The 18,623-nt window shown below is 68.0% G+C and carries 16 protein-coding genes; 11 read left to right on the forward strand and 5 right to left on the reverse strand.

The features are described from left to right. Positions 1–35: 35 nt before the first annotated feature. From ACTJJK_RS05685 to ACTJJK_RS05720, 8 genes are all read left to right on the forward strand, one after another. The gene (locus tag ACTJJK_RS05685; RefSeq protein WP_440729722.1) at positions 36–1,661 is read left to right on the forward strand and encodes a TldD/PmbA family protein; all 1,626 of its coding nucleotides are present in this window, start codon (positions 36–38) and stop codon (positions 1,659–1,661) included. Between the two features lie 101 nt (positions 1,662–1,762). Further along, entirely contained in the window at positions 1,763–2,440 is a 678-nt protein-coding gene (locus ACTJJK_RS05690; protein WP_223621132.1) for a DUF4159 domain-containing protein, read from the forward strand. A 61-nt stretch (positions 2,441–2,501) separates the two neighbouring features. Next, entirely contained in the window at positions 2,502–2,630 is a 129-nt protein-coding gene (locus tag ACTJJK_RS05695; RefSeq protein ID WP_255610992.1) for a hypothetical protein, read from the forward strand. 4 nt (positions 2,631–2,634) lie between these two features. Further along, a complete protein-coding gene (locus ACTJJK_RS05700) occupies positions 2,635–3,645 on the forward strand; it encodes an AAA family ATPase (protein ID WP_440729723.1) in 1,011 nt (336 codons plus the stop codon). Positions 3,646–3,664: 19 nt separating this feature from the next. Continuing rightward, entirely contained in the window at positions 3,665–4,570 is a 906-nt protein-coding gene (locus tag ACTJJK_RS05705) for a DUF58 domain-containing protein (protein WP_031373387.1), read from the forward strand. Continuing rightward, entirely contained in the window at positions 4,567–5,742 is a 1,176-nt protein-coding gene (locus tag ACTJJK_RS05710; RefSeq protein ID WP_031373386.1) for a BatA domain-containing protein, read from the forward strand. The genes ACTJJK_RS05705 and ACTJJK_RS05710 overlap by 4 nt, the downstream gene beginning before the upstream one ends. Next, a complete protein-coding gene (locus ACTJJK_RS05715) occupies positions 5,739–7,943 on the forward strand; it encodes a hypothetical protein (protein WP_440729724.1) in 2,205 nt (734 codons plus the stop codon). The genes ACTJJK_RS05710 and ACTJJK_RS05715 overlap by 4 nt, the downstream gene beginning before the upstream one ends. Further along, positions 7,940–9,829: a carboxypeptidase regulatory-like domain-containing protein gene (locus ACTJJK_RS05720; RefSeq protein WP_440729725.1), complete on the forward strand. Its 1,890-nt coding sequence runs from the start codon at positions 7,940–7,942 to the stop codon at positions 9,827–9,829. The genes ACTJJK_RS05715 and ACTJJK_RS05720 overlap by 4 nt, the downstream gene beginning before the upstream one ends. 1,088 nt (positions 9,830–10,917) lie before the next feature. Here ACTJJK_RS05720 and ACTJJK_RS05725 read toward each other — a convergent pair. The 5 genes from ACTJJK_RS05725 to asnS form a co-directional block, all read right to left on the reverse strand. Next, on the reverse strand, positions 10,918–11,703 hold the full coding sequence (locus tag ACTJJK_RS05725; protein WP_440729726.1) for an SDR family oxidoreductase: 786 nt from the start codon (positions 11,701–11,703) through the stop codon (positions 10,918–10,920). 1 nt (position 11,704) lies between these two features. Next, positions 11,705–12,340, reverse strand: a complete 636-nt coding sequence (locus ACTJJK_RS05730) for an FMN-binding negative transcriptional regulator (protein WP_440729727.1) — start codon at positions 12,338–12,340, stop codon at positions 11,705–11,707. Between the two features lie 10 nt (positions 12,341–12,350). Further along, positions 12,351–12,689, reverse strand: coding sequence for a hypothetical protein (locus tag ACTJJK_RS05735; protein ID WP_223621058.1), 339 nt, complete (start codon positions 12,687–12,689; stop codon positions 12,351–12,353). Then, a complete protein-coding gene (locus ACTJJK_RS05740; protein WP_031372476.1) occupies positions 12,689–12,994 on the reverse strand; it encodes a hypothetical protein in 306 nt (101 codons plus the stop codon). The genes ACTJJK_RS05735 and ACTJJK_RS05740 overlap by 1 nt, the downstream gene beginning before the upstream one ends. 274 nt (positions 12,995–13,268) lie before the next feature. After that, positions 13,269–14,669 carry an asparagine--tRNA ligase gene (gene asnS / locus ACTJJK_RS05745; RefSeq protein ID WP_031372475.1) on the reverse strand — a complete coding sequence of 467 codons (1,401 nt, stop codon included), beginning with the start codon at positions 14,667–14,669 and terminating at the stop codon, positions 13,269–13,271. 185 nt (positions 14,670–14,854) lie between these two features. Here asnS and ACTJJK_RS05750 point away from each other — a divergent pair, with 185 nt between their 5' ends. The 3 genes from ACTJJK_RS05750 (at position 14,855) to ACTJJK_RS05760 (ending at position 18,576) form a co-directional block, all read left to right on the forward strand. After that, positions 14,855–15,988 carry a DUF2891 domain-containing protein gene (locus ACTJJK_RS05750; RefSeq protein ID WP_223621057.1) on the forward strand — a complete coding sequence of 378 codons (1,134 nt, stop codon included), beginning with the start codon at positions 14,855–14,857 and terminating at the stop codon, positions 15,986–15,988. Positions 15,989–16,190: 202 nt separating this feature from the next. Then, on the forward strand, positions 16,191–16,529 hold the full coding sequence (locus ACTJJK_RS05755; RefSeq protein WP_031372473.1) for a HesB/IscA family protein: 339 nt from the start codon (positions 16,191–16,193) through the stop codon (positions 16,527–16,529). A 211-nt stretch (positions 16,530–16,740) separates the two neighbouring features. After that, positions 16,741–18,576, forward strand: a complete 1,836-nt coding sequence (locus ACTJJK_RS05760) for a DUF885 domain-containing protein (protein WP_440729728.1) — start codon at positions 16,741–16,743, stop codon at positions 18,574–18,576. Positions 18,577–18,623 lie beyond the last annotated feature (47 nt).

The following is an 18,623-nucleotide window of genomic DNA, read 5'->3' on the forward strand; positions in this document are numbered from 1 at the left end:
AGCGTTCCGTCGATCCGCCGAACACGAGCCGCCCGATGCAACGACGCGATTTCCTCAGTTTCACCGGCCTGGGCCTGGCCGGCCTCGCGCTTCCCTACGGCCGCGCGATCGCCGCCGAGGCCTTGCTGGAGCCGGCCGATCTCGCACGTCGGCGGCGCCTGGCCGACATCGCTTTGAACGCCGCGCGCGAAGGCGGAGCGGATTATTGCGACGTGCGCATCGGCCGCTACCTGCGCCAATCGGTGGTGACCCGCGAAGCGCAGGTCCGCAACATCGTCAACGGCGAATCCGCCGGTGTCGGCATCCGCGTACTGAGCCAGGGCGCGTGGGGCTTCGCCGCCACCGACGCCTCGACCCCGGACGCGGTCGCTGCCGCCACACGCCAGGCGCTGGCCATCGCTCGCGCCAATGCGCGCATACAGACGCGCAAGGTCGAGCTGGCGCCGGTCGCCGGCGTCGGCGAAACGCGCTGGGCCACGCCGCTGCGCAAGAACGCGATGGCGGTGCCGATCGAGGAAAAAGTCGAGCTGTTGCTCGGCGTCAACGCCGCCGCGCTCAAGGCCGGCGCCGACTACGTCAACTCGACCTTGTTCGTAATCAACGAACAGAAGTATTTCGCGTCCAGCGACGGCAGCTACATCGACCAGGACATCCACCGCATCTGGCTGCCGCTGACCGCGACCGCGGTCGACAAGGCCAGCGGCAAGTTCCGCACCCGCGACGGCCTGTCGGCGCCGATGGGCATGGGCTACGAATACCTCGACGCCGATCCGGCCGGCAAGGTCGCGTTGCCTGGCGGCCTGACCGGCTACGGCCGCTCCTACGACGTGATGGAGGACGCGGTCGCCGCCGCCAAGCACGCCCGCGCCAAGCTCAAGGCGCCGTCGGTGAAGCCGGGCAAGTACGACCTGGTGCTGGACCCGTCGAACCTGTTCCTGACCATCCACGAGAACGTCGGCCACCCGCTCGAACTCGACCGTGTGCTCGGCTACGAGGCGAATTACGCCGGCACCAGTTTCGCCACCCTCGACAAGCGCGAACAGGGCTATCGCTACGGCAGCGAACGGGTCAACTTCGTCGCCGATAAAACCCGTCCCGGCAGCCTCGGCGCGGTCGGCTACGACGACGAAGGCGTCAAGACCCGCGAGTGGGACCTGATCCGCGACGGCATCCTGGTCGACTACCAGGCCACCCGCGACGAGGCGCATCTGCTCGGCCATAAACAGTCGCACGGTTGCAGCTATGCCGATTCCTGGTCGAGCGTGCAGTTCCAGCGCATGGCCAACGTCTCGCTGAAGCCGGGCAAGCAGCCATTGAGCGTGGCCGAGATGATCAAGGGCGTCGAGCGCGGCCTGTACGTGCACGGCCGCGGTTCGTATTCGATCGACCAGCAACGCTACAACGCCCAGTTCGGCGGTCAGTTGTTCTACGAGATCAAGAACGGCCAGGTCACCGGCATGGTCGAGGATGCCGCCTACCAGATCCGCACCCCTGAGTTCTGGAACGCCTGTGTGGCGGTCTGCGACGAGCGCGATTTCCGCCTCGGCGGCTCGTTCTTCGACGGCAAGGGCCAGCCGAGCCAGGTCTCGGCGGTCTCGCACGGGTCGAGCACGACGCGCTTCAACGGCGTCAACATCATCAACACCGCGCGTGCGCTGTAGCCGATGGGGTTGAGGCAGGGCATGGTCGTTCCAGGCCGCATCGCGGCAACCCAGACCGACGCAGGCAGGGCCCGGTGAACCGGGCGCAGTTCCTGCGGTTGATGCTCGGCGGCGCTGCCGGCGCCTGGTTGGCGCACTCGCCGTTGGCGCGGGCTGCCCGCGCCGACTACGACTTCTGGTTCACCCGGCTCAAGTACGACTCCGGCGACTGGGACGTCGACCAGCGCATGCCGGCCAACCTGATCACCTCCTTGATCGACTACACCAACCTGAGGGTCGACCCGAAAGAGCACGTGCTCGCCTTGGCCGACCCGAAGATGCTCGGCGCGCCGTTCTGTTACCTGGCCGGGCACAAGCTGGTCGAGTTCAACACCGACGAGCGCCGTAACTTCGAGCGCTACGTGCGCAACGGCGGCTTCGTCTTCGTCGACGACTGCAACCACGACATCGACGGCCTGTTCGCGAAGTCCTTCGAAGAGCAGATGGCGAGGATCTTCGGTGCCAAGGCCTTGCGCCGGTTGCCGAAGAACCACCCCATCTACCGCAGCTTCTTCGTTTTCGACGGCCCGCCGGCGACCGGCTTCGAACTCAACGGCTGGGGCGACGACCTGGTCCACGACTACCTGCAAGGCATCGAGATCGACGGTCGCCTGGGCGTGCTGTACAGCAACAAAGATTACGGCTGCGAATGGGACTACGACTGGCGCAACAAACGCTTCCTGGCCGAGGACAACACCAAGTTCGCGGTCAATATCGTCATGTATGCGTTGGGGGCTTGAGATTCGGGATTTGGAAATCGGGAATCGGGAATCGAGGGCAGGCAGTAGCGAAGCGAACACGATGAAGCGCGTGCTCGCTGTTGCCCCCTTTGACAAAGGGGGCGGCGACCGCGCAGCGGACGCGGGGGATTTGCTGTTGCTGTTGTTGCTTGAAAAACGCGGAGCGAATCTGCACTGGCTTTCGGGATAAAGAAATGAACACGAACGTGGCAACCGGCGGCAACGAAGCCGAACTGAAAATGCAGCTCGATCGCTTGGGCGCCCTGCGCGAAGCGATCGCCCAGGCGATCGTCGGCCAGCACGAGGTGGTCGAGCAATTGCTGATCGGCCTGCTGGCTGGCGGCCACTGCCTGCTCGAAGGCGTGCCGGGCCTCGGCAAGACCCTGCTGGTGCGCTCGCTGGGACAGGCGCTGGAGCTGCAGTTCAGGCGCGTGCAGTTCACCCCCGACCTGATGCCCAGCGATATCCTAGGCACCGAGCTGCTCGAAGAAGACCACGGCACCGGCCATCGCCATTTCCGCTTCCAGCCCGGGCCGATCTTCACGAATCTGCTGCTGGCCGACGAACTCAACCGCACGCCGCCGAAGACCCAGGCCGCGCTGCTCGAAGCGATGCAGGAGCGCACGGTCAGCTATGCCGGCGTGACCCACGCCCTGCCGGCGCCGTTCTTCGTCCTGGCGACCCAGAACCCGCTCGAACAGGCAGGCACTTATCCCTTGCCGGAAGCGCAGCTCGACCGCTTCCTGCTGCATATCCGCGTCGGCTATCCGAGCGAGCGCGAAGAGCACGACATTCTGTTGCAGACCACCGGCACGCGCAGCGCCGAGGTGCCGCGGGTGATGGGCGGCGAAGAGATGATCGCTTTGCAAGCGCGGGTACGCGAGGTGCATCTGGGCGACGACCTGCTGGTCTGGATCACGCGACTGGTGCGCGCCAGCCGTCCCGACGAGAGCGCCTTGCCGGAAGTGCGGCAATGGGTGAAGTGGGGCGCCGGCCCGCGTGCGGGCCAGTCGCTGGTGTTGGCGGCGAAGGCGAGGGCGCTGCTGCATGGGCGTTATGCGGCGACCCGCGAGGACATCCTCGCCCTGGCCGCGCCGGTGATGCGTCACCGCCTGCTGCTGTCGTTCGCCGCCGAGGCCGAGCTCAAGAGCGCCGACGACGTCATCGCCGCGCTGCTGCGCGGCGTACCGTTCCCGAGCGCTTGAGCACAGGCGCCGGAGCCTCGTGAAGGATTTCATTCCACCGTCGGTGCGGGCGCGCCTGCGCAGCTTGCGCCTGCTGTCGCGGCGCGCAGTCGGCACCCATGGCATCGGCCTGCACAACAGCCGCAGCCGCGGCGCGGGGCTCGAATTCGCCCAGTACCGCGCCTACGAGCCCGGCGACGAATTGCGCCAAGTCGATTGGAAATTGTATGCGCGCTCGGACCGGTTCTTCGTGCGCGAAGCCGAGCGCGAAAGTCCGCTCGCGGTCTGGCTGCTGGTCGACGCCACCGCGTCGATGAACCAGTGCGATGCGGCGCGCCCGGATTGGTCGAGGCTCGACGCCGCTAAAGCCCTGGCCGCCTGCGTCGCGGAACTGGCACTGCGTCAGGGCGACCGCTTCGGTTTGATCGCGCTGCGCGAGGACGGTGTGCGCCTGGTCGCGCCTGCGACCGGTGCGCGCCAACGCGACCGCTTGTGGCTGGAACTGCATGCTTTGTCGGCGCAGGGCGCCTGGCCGGCCGCGCAACGGCTGCGGCCGCTGTGGGAACGCATCGCCGCCGGCGACCTGGTGCTGATGATCGGCGACGGTTTCGACGACGGCAGCGATGAAGGCGCCGTCGCGATCGCCGAACGGCTCGCGTCGGCGCGACGCGAAGTGCTGAGCATTCGCATCTTGACCGCGGAAGAACGCGACTTCCCGTTCCGCGGCGGTTACCGCTTCCGCGACCCGGAAACCGGCGAAGAGTTGCTCGGCGACGGCGCGGCCTTGCGCGACGAGTTCCTTGTGCGATTCGCCGCCGCGCGCAAGGCGCTCGATGCGCGCCTGGCCGCAAGCGGCATCCGCCACACCGAGTACGTGCTCGACGAGGCGCTCGATCTGCCGCTGCGACGCTTGTTCGGTGCCCGCGACATGGCGGAGCAGGCGTGAACCTGAGCCTGCTGCTGCCCGCCGCGCTGGCCGCGCTGGCGGCTTTGCTACTGCCGCTGTTGATCCATCTCGCGCGGCGCAGCGAACAGCGCCCGACCGATTTCGCCGCCTTGCGCTGGTTGCGGCAGCGGCCGAAGCCGCGTCACCGCATCCGCTTCGACGAATGGCCGCTGTTGCTGCTGCGCCTGTTGCTGCTGGCCTTGCTCGCAATGTGGCTGGCGCGGCCGGTGTTGTTCGGCGCCGAGAGCGCGCGGCCGTGGATCGTGGTCGCACCCGGCGTCGACGCACAGGCCGCACGCGCCCAGGCTGCCGCATCCGATGCGCGCCTGCACTGGCTCGCGCCGGGTTTTCCGCGTCTCGATGCTGCCGCACCCGCTACGCCGGTGCCTCTGTCCAGTGTGTTGCGCGAGCTCGATGCCAGCCTGCCGGCGGCTGCGGCGCTGACCGTGTTCGTGCCCGAGCACATGGGCGGCACCGACGGGCAACGGCCGCAGTTGTCGCGGCCGGTCGAATGGCGGGTCGTGCCCGGCACGACGCCGGCTGCGACCCCGGCCAGCGCGATGGCCGCGCCGTCGCCGGCGATCCGCTATGCCGCCGATCGCGCAGCGGCGCTGCCGTATCTGCGCGCGGCGATCGCCGCCTGGCGCGATCCGACAGCGGACGATCGCTCGACCGAATCGGTCGCGCCCAGCACCGAGGCTTGGCCGGCCGACAGCCGCGAGTTGATCTGGTTGGCGCCTGGCGCTGTGCCGGCGCAGGTGCGCGAGTTCGCCCGCAACGGCGGGCGCGTGCTGCTCGATGCGGCCAGCGAATGGCCGCGCGATGCCTCATCGCTGCCTGCGCCGTTGTGGCGCGACGCGTCCGGTGCGGTCCTGGTCGAGGGCGTCGCGTTCGGTCGCGGCCGGCTGATGCGCTTGACCCGTGCGCTGGCGCCACAGGTCATGCCGGAGTTGCTCGAACCGGGTTTCCCGCAACGCTTGCGCGGCTTGTTCGAGCCGACCGCTCCCGCGCCTTCCTGGGTCTCGGCTAAAGACCATGCACCGGCGACTGGAGGCGCGTCTTATGCCTTGCCGCCGCGCGAGCTGCGCTTGTGGTTGGCGCTGTTGATCGCATTGGTGTTCGTGCTCGAACGCTGGCTGGCGACGCGCGCACGACGCGGAGCGACGCCATGACCGCGGCGACGATCCTTGCCGGCCGGCTGCGTTCGGCGCGCACCCGCCGCGCCCTCGATCTGGCCCTGTGCCTGTTGCCGTCGGTCGTGGTCGGCGCGGCCTTGGCCTGGCGCTTGTGGGGTGTTTCGGCTGCACTGTCGCTGGCGGCAGTACTATGCGCGGCGCTCGCCGCTTTCGTCTGGAGTAAGGCCCGGCGCCTCGACGAGGCTTGGCTCGCGCGACGCCTCAACGCCACCCGCAGCGACATGGACGACAGCGCCGATCTGTTGTTCGCATCGGGCGAGGACTTGAACGGCTTGCAGCGCTTGCAACAGGCGCGGCTGCGCGAACGCATCGAAACTGCAAACGGTCCCGAGCTGGGCCCGGGGTGGTCGGCACGGCGCCTGCTCGTGTCGGCGCTCGCTGCGTTGCTGGGCTTGATCGCGATCGGCCTGTGGCCACGTGCGCAGAGCGGCGCGCGCGATCTCGAAGCCTTGTCGCCGGCGCCGCAGGTCGCCGCCTTGCCCGGACAGCCACGGCTGATCGAACAAGGCCTGCGCATCGATCCACCGGCGTATACGCACATGCCGCCGCGCAGCGAACCCACCCTCGAAGGGCGCGTGCCCGAGAACGCGCGCTTGCGCTGGAACCTGCGTTTCGAGCCGCAGCCGAGCGCGGCCGAGCTGGTCTTCCACGACGGCCAGCGCTTGGCGCTCGCACGCCAGGGCGACGGGCGCTGGAGCGCCGAGCGCGTGCTGGCCAAGCCGGCCTTGTATCGCATCGTCGCCGCAGGCGCGCCGGATGCGCAGACGCGCCGTCTGTACCGGCTCGACGTCACCGTCGACCGCGTTCCGCAGTTGCGCGTGCTCGAACCCGATCGCGGCCTGAGCCTGATGAGCGCGGGGCAGCGCAACTGGCCGCTGGAGTTCGAAGCCAGCGACGATTACGGACTGGCCGCGAATGCACAGTTGCGCATCACCCTGGCCCAGGGCAGTGGCGAGAACATCACCTTCCGCGAGCAGCGCCTCAGTCTGCGCGGCACCGGCACGGCGACCGCCAAGCGTTATGCGCAGCGTCTCGACCTGGCCAGCCTCGGCTTCGCCAGCGGCGACGACCTGATCGTCCAGCTCAGCGTCGACGACAATCGCTCGCCGAAGCCGCAGACGGCGCAGAGCCCGAGCCTGATCCTGCGCTGGCCGGCCGACCTCGGCAGCGAGGCGACGGGCCTGGACGGCATGGTCAAGACCACCTTGCCGGCGTATTTCCGCAGCCAGCGCCAGATCATCATCGACGCCGAGGCCTTGATCGCGCAGCGGCGCAAACTCGACGAAGCGCGGTTTATCGAACGCTCCGACGCGATCGGCGTCGATCAGCGCCTGTTGCGCCTGCGCTACGGCCAGTTCCTCGGCGAAGAATCCGAGGGCGCACCGCAGTTGCCGACCAACGACCGCGACGAACCCGAACCGCACGACGAGCATACGGCTGCGGATAAGGGCCAGGGGCAGAGCGCGAATGCCTCCGCGCCGGACGAACACGATGAGCATGCGCATACGCCGAAGCCGGCGGCGCCTACCTTCGGCGAGGAAGGCTCGGTGCTGGAGCAGTTCGGCCATACCCACGATCACGCCGAAGCCGCGACCTTGCTCGATCCGGACACGCGCAAGCTGCTCAAAGCCGCGCTCGACGAGATGTGGCAGTCGGAACTGCATCTGCGCCAGGGCCATCCGCAGCAGGCGCTGCCGTATGCGCACAAGGCGTTGGGCTTCATCAAGAAAGTGCAGCAGGCCACGCGCATCTACCTGGCCCGGGTCGGCCCCGAGTTGCCGCCGATCGACGAAAGCCGCCGTTTGAGCGGCGAACGCGCCGGACTGGTGCGACGCGGCGAGATGCTGGCCGCGGCGAGGGCAGCCGATCCCTTGCTCGAATCGCTGTGGCGCGAGCTGGAGCAAAGCACGCGCGCGAGCAAGCCGACCCCGATCGATTACACCGGTCTGCAGCGTTGGTTGCGCGAGCACGAGTCGCGAGTAGCCGACCCCTTGGCCTTCGCCGCCGCCTTCGATGCCCTGCGCAACGAACCCGAATGCCTGCGTTGTCGCGCTGAGCTGCGGCGACTGCTGTGGCCGCTGCTGACGCGGCCGCCGGCGAGCGTGCAACGGCGAGGGCAGGGCGACGCGGTCGACCGGCGTTACTTCGAAGCCTTGCAACAGGAGGCCCGGCGATGATCGGCGCCATCGATCTCGACAGCGGCCTGCAAGGCAGCCTCGAAACCGCGATCGCCGGGTTGCTCGGCCTCGCCGTCGTGCTGGCGATGGCGAGCCTGATCCTGCGGCAATACCGCGCCGAGGCCGGGATGCGTGCGCGTGGTTGGCGGCTCGCATTGTTGCTGATCGCGCAACCGCTGATGGCGGCGTTGCTGTATCTCGCGCTGTTCCCGCCGCTCGTATACAGCGACGCCGGCAGCATGGTGGTGGCGACGGCCGGTGCGAGCGCGAGCGACGCCACGATCGCCGGCGAGACCCGCATCGCCTTGCCCGAAGCCACGGCTTCGACCGACGGCGAACGCGTACCCGACCTCGCCACGGCGTTGCGCCGCCATCCCGGCACCCAACGGCTGCGCCTGCTCGGCGCCGGCCTGGAGCTGCGCGATCGCGATGCCGCGCGCGGGCTGACGATCGAATGGCAGCCGACGCCGTTGCCGCGCGGACTGAGCGGCCTGTGGGCGCCGCGCGAAGTCGCGGCCGGCGGCGGGTTCAGCGTGACCGGAAGTGTCGCAGCGATGCCCGGTGCGGTGGTGGAATTACTAGACCCGGGTCTGCAACGCGTCGACCGCGCCGCCTTGGCGGCGGATGGCGGCTTCCGCGTCGGCGCCATCGCACGCATTCCGGGCTTGATGAATTTCAGGCTGCGTTTGCGCGATGCGCGCCAGAACGTCGTCGAAGAGATCGAGCTGCCTTTGTCGGTGGTCGCCGATACGCCGCCGCGAGTGCTGGTGCTGGCTGGCGCACCGAATCCGGAACTGAAGTACCTGCGACGCTGGGCCTTGGACGCGGGGATCAAGCTGCATACCCAGGTCGATGCCGGCGCTGGGCTGCGGCTCGGCGATGCGCCGCTGAACTTGAACGCCTCGACCTTGGCCGGTTTCGATCTGGTCGTGCTGGACGAACGCGTCTGGGAAGGCCTGGGCGAATCGCAGCGTGCCGCCTTGCTCGGCGCCATGCGCGACGGCCTCGGCGTGCTGCTGCGCATCGGCGGCCCTTTGTCGCCACGCATGCGTACGCAGCTGCGGGCGCTGGGCTTCGAACTCGGGGCCGGCGCAGACTCGGTGGAAGTGCGCTTGCCGCCATCGAGCGCGGATGAAGAAGCGACCCGCGCCCGCATCGGCCCGGGCACGACCGACGCGCCGCGTGCCCGCGATGAGGCGGTGGGGGAGTTGCCGGTACTGAATCGACGTGCGCTCACACTCGATGGCGCGGGTTCGCACAGTCTGTTGCGCGGTGCGGACGGCAAGGCTTTCGCCAGTTGGCGCAGCGCCGGCCGTGGCCGGCTCGGTGTGTGGACCCTGAGCGACAGCTTCCGCCTGACCCTGGCCGGTCGCGACGATCTGCATGGGCAATGGTGGAGTGCCGCTTTTGGCGCGTTGGCGCGGGCCCAGCCGAAGCCGATGCTGCGGATCGATGGCGAGGCGCGTCAGGACCGGCGGGTCTCGCTGTGCGGCTTGAGCGCTGGGGCGCAGGTGCGTACACCGCACGGCGATGACATCGATGTGCTGATCGATCCGGCCAGCGGTAGCGAACGCTGCGCCGCCTTTTGGCCGACCGACGCGGGTTGGCATATGTTGCGCCAAGGCGAGCGCTTGCAGCCCTTCGCGGTGCGCGGCCGCGATGAGGCGCCGGGCTTGCGTGCTGGCGAGCTGCGTGAGGCGACTTTGCTATTGATGGCGCAGACGCGATCGCCGACCGCTGCGGCTTCGTCGGTGGCGAATGCGGCCTCGTCGACGCAGGCTCAACGGGGTTCGTCCTGGCCGTGGTTTCTGGCTTGGTTGTTCGTGAGTGCGGGAGCGTGGTGGTTGGAGCGTTCGCGGCGCGGGCGTATAGCGCAGTCCGAATAGTGGTAGGCGACGAATCCAAAGGGTAGGAGCGGCGTCCTACTGGATTTCCTTCGCTCACAAGCCGCGACCGCGGGATGCGCAGAGGGAGCAACGCCGGTGTTATGAATCGAGTTGGCGTGCTTTCGCGAGGGTAGGAGCGGCGCAAGCCGCGACCGCGTTGCTTGTCGTTACGGTGCTTCTTACCGCAGAGCGGTGAAGCCAAGGCTACAGTTAGGGCTAGAGCTAGAGCTAGAGCAAAGCTTCCGTCCGCTGACGCGGCCGGGTTACTTTCTTTTGCTAAGCCTAAAAGAAAGGTAACCAAAGAAAAGGGCTCTCCTTGACGAAGCTCCCTTGCGAGCACTCAGCTGGCGCCGGGATTTTCCGATAAGACATCCTTGTCTTATCGGAAAACGGCGCACGTCCTGTGCGCCGCCCTCCGGGTCTCCAGGCGTTCTCGCGAGTTCGGTACTGCGCCAAGCTCATCCGGCAACGGCAACGGCAACGGCAACGGTGATCGGCCTCTGTAGGAGCGGCGTGAGCCGCGACCACGAACTGTGGATGGCGACGATATTTCGCAGGCGGCGTCAAATCCCGTCTTCGGTCGTTGCTTTAGCCTTGGCTGTTGTTGTGCGACGTTTCGCACTAGCGAAGGCAATCGAAGACCCGGAGGGCGGCGCGCAGGGACGCGAGCCGTTTTTCATCGGGACAGGGATGTCCCGTATGTAGAGCCCTGCGAAAGCACCGCACGTGCGGGCCCTTGATTCAAAGAGAAGCATTTTTCTTTGGTTACCTTTCTTTTGTTGCTTATGACAAAAGAAAGTAACCCGCCGCTTTAGTGGCGGAAGCTTTTGGCGTTTGATCCTGATCTTGATCTTGCGGGAGCGATGCGCCGCGAGATTGAAACAGCGCGGTCGCGGCTTGTGACCGAAGGAAATCCAGTAGGACGCCGCTCCTACCCTCGCGGAAACACGCCGCTTCGATGCGCGGCACCGGCGTTGTTGCTTCTGCGCATCCCGCGGTCGCGGCTCACGCCGCTCCTACAGTGGGATAACGCTGGATTCGGCGCGTGTTCGCTCCCTTAGGACGACGGCATTCGCCCAACTGTCAGATCAAATCGACTGCATCCGCCCACCATCCACCGCCAGGCTCACGCCGTTGACGTAAGCCGCGGCCGGCGAACACAGGAAGGCGATGCAGGCGGCGATCTCGCCAGGGGCGGCGAAGCGGTTCGCCGGCACGGTCTTGCGCATGGCTTCGATCACGGCCTCCTGCGTTTGGCCGCTGTTGCGGGCACGGTCGCCGATGATCTGTTCGATGCGCGCGGTCTGGGTGTAGCCAGGCAGGACGTTGTTGACGGTGATGCCGTCGGCGCCGAGTTCGCGCGACAAGGTCTTGGCCCAGCTCGCAACGGCGCCGCGGATAGTGTTGGAGACGCCGAGGCCGACGATCGGTTCCTTGACCGAGGTCGAGATCACGTTGACCACGCGGCCCCATTGCGCCGAACGCATGCCGGGCAGCACCGCGCGCACCAGGGTCTGGTTGGCGAGCAGGTGGCGCTGGAAGGCGTCCAGATAGGCGCTGTCGAGGGCGGTATGCGCCGGGCCGCCAGGCGGGCCGCCGGTGTTGTTGACCAGGATATGCACCGGCTTGCCGGCTGCGAGCGCTTCGACCTGGGCGGCGAGGGTGGCCGCGTCGGCGACGTCGGCGGCGATCCAGCCGTGCGCCTGCGCGCCGCTGCGCGGCAAGGCCTCGGCGACCGCGGCCAGGGCGTCGGCGCGGCGCGCCAATACGGTCACGTCGCAGCCCAACAGGGCCAGCTCGTGCGCGGCGGCGCGGCCGATGCCTTCGGAGGCGCCGCAGACCAAGGCGTGCTTGCCGCTCAAGTTCAGATCCATATCAGTCTCCGCTGCTCGGTAGGGCCATGCGCTCGCGCATCAGGGCGGCGACCGCGCGGCTGTCGTCGCGGTCCTGCGCCTGCAACTGAGTGGCGACGTTTTCGCGATTGGCCAGGGGATGGTTCTGGCTGAGTTTGAACTTCAGGGTGATGCGTTCGACCTTGAAGCGAAAACCGACGATGCCGCGCAATTGCCGGCGCAGTTCCTCGCGTTCGACTTCGAAGCGCCAGTCGCTGCCGATGCGGCCTTCGTGGCGGGCGCTGAGGTCGTCGACGAGTTGGGCCAGGCCGGCCTCGTCTTCGAAAGTCTGCAATTCGCCGTGCAGGTGGGCGATGGCGTAGTTCCAGGTCGGCACCCGCGCCGCGCTTTCCTTGTCGGTGTACCAGCCTGGCGACACGTAGGCGTGCGGGCCTTGCAGGATCGCCAGGGCCGGGCCGGCGTGGCGCGCCTGCGGGTTCGGGCGCGCCCAATGGCCGCGCAGTTCGACTTGCTCGCCGTCGCGCCGATACAACAGGGGCAAGTGGCTGATCGTCGGCGCGTCGTCGCGCACGGTGATCAGGGTGGCGAAGTCGTAGGCGTCGGCCAGGCGGTCGAGCGCGCCCAGGTCGGTTTCGGCGAAGGCGCGCGGCAGGTACATGGCGTTGGGCTCAGTGGCGCTGCGGCAGTTTCTGGATCATCAGCGTGCCCAGCGTCTCGTCGTCCTGGGCTTGCGGGGGTACCAGCTCGTCGAGCGCGAAGCCGCGTGCCTGCGCGTCCTCTTCGTCCAGGCCTTCGAGCTCGACGAACTCGGCGTCCATGAGCGCGGCGCGGGCGGTGTCTTCGCTGTCGTAGGACAAGGTGTTGGCGTCGCTGTCGAAGACTTCGGCGGTGCCGGCCTCGCGTATGCGCAATCGCGCCCAGACCACGGTGCGGCCGAGCGTGGCCAGCCACCATTGGCCTTCGCCGGAAGCCGGGGTGGAAGAAGTGTCGTACTCGTTTTCGGTCATCAGGGCACCATCATGGAAAGCAGCCAGAGCAGGCCCGCGCAGGCCAGCGAAGCGAACACGATCAGCAACGAAACCCGCGCCGGCGTGGCCAGGCCGTCGAGGTTGCGGTCGCTCGCGGCGCGATAGCGCTGGCGCAGCAGCCAGCCCCATGCGGACGGATTGGCGAAGGCGGCCTCGCCGAGTTCGCCGCGCAAGGCCGGATGGCGGTCGCGCAGGTGGACCAGGGCCAGCGGCCAGAAGATCGCGAACGCGCAGAACGCGGAGATCGCGATGCCGACGAAGGTCAGGGCCAGGAACAGGATCACGTACGTCTTACCTCTGTGGCCCAAGGGCCTGAATCGATGCCGGAAGCCATCATGTGCCGCGGCCGTGGCGGGGTAAAGCGGCGGGGAGTCGCGGGCGCTACCGCCCGATCATGCCGAACTTCCGGGCCGTCATCCCCGCGCAGGCGGGGATCCAGGGCCCTTCGTGCGAGAGCCTGCAAGGTCGTTGGATCCGCGCCTGCGCGGAGATCACGGGCACGGAGCGAACCGAGCGATGTCGCCACGAACACGGCCGCAGCACGCCGGCACGGGCGGATCAGAACTCGGCGCTGCCCGGTGCGCGCGGGTAGGCGATCGCGTCGCGGATGTTGCTCAGGCCGCACACGTAGACCACCAGGCGCTCGAAGCCGAGGCCGAAACCGGCGTGCGGCACGGTGCCGTAGCGGCGGAAGTCGCGGTACCAGTCGTAATGCGCCGGATCCAGGCCGAACTGCGCCATGCGCGTGTCGAGCACGTCGAGGCGCTCTTCGCGCTGGCTGCCGCCGATGATCTCGCCGATGCCGGGCGCCAGCACGTCCATCGCCGCGACGGTCTTGCCGTCGTCGTTGAGGCGCATGTAGAAGGCCTTGAAGTGCTCGGGGTAGTTCAGCACCACCACCGGGCGGCCGACGTGCTGCTCGGTCAGCCAGCGCTCGTGCTCGGTCTGCAGGTCCAGGCCCCATTCGACCGGGAACTCGAACTTCTGCCCCGACTTCTGCAACAACGAGATCGCATCGGTGTAGTCGATGCGTTCGAACGGCGAGTTGACGAAGGTCTCCAGGCGGGTGATCGCATCGGGCTGGACGCGTTCGGCAATGAAGGCCATGTCGTCGCCGCGCTCGTCGAGCACCGCGCGGAACAGGTACTTGAGGAAGTCCTCGGCGACCCGTGCGTTCTCCATCAGGTCGGCGAAGGCGATCTCCGGCTCGATCATCCAGAACTCGGCCAGATGGCGGGTGGTGTTGCTGTTCTCGGCGCGGAAAGTCGGGCCGAAGGTGTAGACCTTGCTCAGCGCCAGGCAGTAGGCCTCGACGTTGAGCTGGCCGGACACGGTCAGGAAGGTTTCCTTGCCGAAGAAGTCGCGCGAGAAATCGATCGCACCGTCCTTCTCGCGCGGCAGGTTGGCCAGGTCCAGGGTCGAGACCCGGAACATCTGGCCGGCGCCCTCGGCGTCGGAGGTGGTGATGATCGGCGTGCTGATCCAGTAGTAGCCGTTCTCGTGGAAATACCGGTGCACCGCCTGCGACAGGCAGTGGCGGATGCGGGTGACCGCGCCGAACAGGTTGGTGCGCGGGCGCAGATGGGCGAACTCGCGCAGGTATTCCAGCGTGTGCGCCTTCGGCTGCATGGGGTAGGTGAGCGGGTTCTCGACCCAGCCGACCACCTGCAGGCTGGAGGCCTGGATCTCGTAGTTCTGGCCCTGGCCCTGCGAGGCGACCAGGATGCCGGTGGCGATCACCGAGCAACCGGCGGTGAGGTGTTTGACCTCCTCGTCGTAGTTGGACAGCGTATTCGGCGCCACGACCTGGATCGGTGCGAAGCAGGAGCCGTCGCTGACGTTGACGAAGCTCAGTCCGGCCTTGGAATCGCGACGGGTACGCACCCAGCCGCGTACCGTGACTTCGCCGCCCGCCGGAATCTTGCCCGCGAGTGCCTGTTCGACGCTAACCACCGTCATGTGATGCCGCCCCAGCGCGTTGAAAAGTAAAGGACGGCGATGATAACGGATGCTGCCGGCACAGGGCGTGCCGGTCGCCGCGGCCTTAGACTGCGTTTTGGACCACGGGGGCGAGGCGCGGCATGAATCGGGTTTGGCGATGGGGCAGGCGATGGGGACGCGGGTGGGCCGGCTGGATGCTCGCCATGGCGGCGGCCGCGACATGCGCGCAGGCGGCCGCAGCGGCGCCTGCGCCGGAGCCCCTGCCGGTGGTCGTGCTCGACGAGGCACGCGCCGGCCATTTCGCCGGTCTCGCGCTGAGCTGCGTCGGCCGCGAATACCCGAACAAAATCAGCCATCGCCTCGAAGGCGCCAAGGACGTGGCCGCGCCGAGCAAGCTGTATCCGGCCTTCTACGGCTGCTACGACTGGCATTCCTCGGTGCACGGGCACTGGTTGCTGGCGCGGCTGGTCGAGCGTTTCCCGCAGGCGCCGTTCGCCGCGCCGGCGCGGGCCGCGCTGGCGCGCAACCTGACCGGCGAGAACATCGCCGGCGAACTGGCGTATCTGCGCCGCAGCAGCGACGAGACCTTCGAACGCCCCTATGGCCTGGCCTGGTTGCTGCAACTGGGCTCGCAGTTGCGCGGCTGGGACGACCCGCAGGCGCGGCAATGGGCGGCGGCGCTGGAACCGCTGGAGCGCGAAGCCGCTGCGCGGCTGCTGCGCTGGCTGCCGAAACTGACCCGCCCGATCCGCGTCGGTGAACACAGCCAGACCGCGTTCGCCTTCGGCCTGGCCCTGGACTGGACCCGCCGCAGCGGCGACCAGGCGCTGCGCGACGCCCTGATCGCCCGCTCGCGCTTCTTCTACCAGGGCGACCGCGACTGCCCTTTGGCCTATGAGCCTTCCGGACAGGACTTCCTTTCGCCGTGCCTGGCCGAAGCCGATCTGATGCGTCGGGTGCTGGCGCCGGACGAGTACGCCCGCTGGCTGCGCGAGTTCCTGCCGCAGGTGCCGCGCCGCGCTCGCGCCGACTGGCTGGTCCCGGCCGTGGTGCTCGACCCCGAGGACGGCAAGCTCGCCCATCTCGACGGCCTCAACCTGAGCCGGGCCTGGATGCTGGAAGGCATCGCCGCCGGATTGCCGCCGCGCGATCGGCGCATCCGCGCCTTGCGTGCGGCCGCCGCCGTGCATCGCGAACTCGGCCTGATCGCGGTCGGCGACAGCCATTACGCCGGTGCCCATTGGCTCGGCAGTTTCGCCACCTATCTGATGGCGCCGCCGGATGCGGCGCCGGCCCCGGCCCCGGCCGCGGCGACCGGGGCAGGGCGCAGCGACTGAGGCGTTCAGGCCCGAAGCAGCGTCTTTGCCGGCGCTGCGACAGGCTGGCGGCGACAGGACGCCTGCTTGAACGCCGTCGCAATGCCGCCATATCGGGTACAGCCCGCCGATGCCAGGCTGCTACCATTCCGGTAGCGCCGATCCGGCCGCAGCCTTCCAGGCCGCAGCCGGCATCGAGCACAACATTCTTACGAGTACCGCCATGTCCGTGACCCTCGCCCCCGCCGCGCTCGCACGTGTCCAGCATTTCCTGACCGAAACGCCGACCGCGCTGGGCCTGCGTTTCGGCGTGACCCGTACCGGTTGCTCGGGCTGGCAGCACATCGCCGACCTGGCCCGCGACGAGCGCGAAGGCGACACCGTGTTCGAGCAGGACGGCGTGCGCATCTATGTCGACCCGATCAGCCTGCCGCTGGTCGACGGCACTCGCATCGATTTCCTCAAGCAGGGCCTCGGCGAGATGTTCGTGTTCCAGAACCCGAACGCCGCCGCCGAATGCGGTTGCGGCGAAAGCTTCACCACCCAGGCCGACGCTGCCTGAGTTCGACTAGGGCAGGGCGGCGTAAGCCGGACCTGCTTCGGTCCGTATCGAGATTGCGCTTCGCAGCGCTCTGACGGATCGCGGTGCTTCCAGCGCGCTCGATGCGCTTTGCCGATTGCGGCCGGTGCGGCGTTGCCGCCAACTTTCGACATGCGGCAGCGGCGCGAGGCCGGGCTAGACTCGGCCGCTGGTCTCCTGGGGAATCCGCACCATGCTCCGTCCCGTTCTGCTCGCCGCGGCCATCGCCGTGGGCCTGGCCGCGCCGTTGGCCTCGATGGCCACGGCCGCGCCCGCCACTGCCGCATCCGCCACGCGCAATGCCAACGCCTCCACCGAGGCGCTGCATCGTTTGTTCGACGAGGAGTGGGAGCGCGGCCTGCGCGAGAACCCCGAAGGCGCCAGCTTCAACGGCGACAAGCGCTATAACGACCGCTGGACCGACGCCAGCCTGAGCGCGATCCAGGCGCGTCAGGAGAGCGACCGCCAGGCGCTGGCCAAGCTCAAGGCCATCGATCGCAGCCAGTTGTCGGAAGCCGACCAGCTCAACTACGACGTGTTCGGCTGGAACCTCGGCAAGAGCATCGAGCGGCAGAAGTACCGCGAATACCTGGCGCCGGTCGGGCAGAGCGGCGGCGTGCAGACCGCCGACGGCCTGGTCGAAGGCCTCTCGTTCGAACAGGTCAAGGACTACCGCGACTGGCTCGCGCGCATGCGCGCCTTGCCGGTGCTGATCGAACAGAACCAGGCCCTGCTGCGCGAGGGCGCCAAGGCCGGGATCACCCCGCCACGCGTGCTGATGCAACGCGTGCCAGGCCAGATCGCCAAGCAGATCGTCGAGGACCCCAGCAAGAGCCCGTTCTACAAGCCCTTCAACCGCTTCCCCGACAGCGTGCCGGCGGCCGAGCGCAAGGCCTTGCAGGCCGAGGCCAAGAAGGTCATCGCCGAGACCATCGTGCCGGCCTACCGCGAGTTCGGCAGCTTCTTCGAGAAGGAGTACCTGGCGGCGGCGCGCACCAGCATCGCCGCCAGCGACCTGCCCGACGGCAAGGCCTATTACGACTTCCTCGCCGCCGATTTCACCACCACCAATCTGAGCGCCGATGCGATCCACAAGATCGGCCTCAAGGAGGTCGCGCGCATCCGCGCCGAGATGGAGAAGGTCAAGGCCGAGGTCGGCTTCAAGGGCACCCTGGCGGAGTTCTTCACCTATCTGCGCAGCGACCCGAAGTTCTTCTACAAGACCCCGGCGGCGCTGCTCGAGGCCTACCAGGCGATCTCCAAGCGGATCGACCCGGAGCTGGTCAAGATTTCCAAGCTGATCCCGCGCCAGCCCTACGGCGTACGCCCGATCCCCGACAACGTCGCCCCGGACACGACCACGGCGTATTACCTGCCGGGCGCGGTCGACGGCACCCGGGCCGGCTACTACTACGTCAACCTGTACAAGCCCGAGGTCCGCCCGACCTGGGAAATGATGCCGCTGTCGTTGCACGAGGCGGTGCCGGGCCATCACTTCCAGTTCGCCCGCGGCCTGGAGCTGCCGGACGCGCCGATGTTCCGCCGCACCGGCTACTTCGTCGCCTACGGCGAGGGCTGGGGCCTGTATGCCGAGCGCCTGGGCTACGACATGGGCCTGTACGACGACCCCTACGACCGCATGGGCCAGTTGTCCTACGACATGTGGCGCGCGGTCCGGCTGGTGGTCGACACCGGCATGCACAGCAAGGGCTGGAGCCGCGACAAGGCGATCAAGTTCTTCATGGACAACGCCCCCAAGACCGAGCAGGACGTGGTCAACGAGATCGACCGTTACATCGGCTGGCCCGGCCAGGCGTTGGCCTACAAGATCGGCCAGCTGAAGATCTCCGAGCTGCGCGAGCGCTCGCGCAAGGCCCTCGGCAAGGATTTCGACCTGCGCGATTTCAACGACGAAGTGCTGTCGACCGGCTCGGTGCCGCTGCAGGTGCTGGAGAAGCACATCGATACTTGGATCGCGGCGAAGAAGCCGGCGCCGGCGAAGGCGCCGGCCAAATCGAAGAAACGCTGATCTCTTGGAGTGCTGAGATAGGGGCCGGAGCCCGGCCCCATGGGTAG

It is taken from the genome of Lysobacter sp. 22409 (assembly GCF_052045105.1).
In the GTDB taxonomy this organism is placed as follows: domain Bacteria; phylum Pseudomonadota; class Gammaproteobacteria; order Xanthomonadales; family Xanthomonadaceae; genus Lysobacter; species Lysobacter antibioticus_B.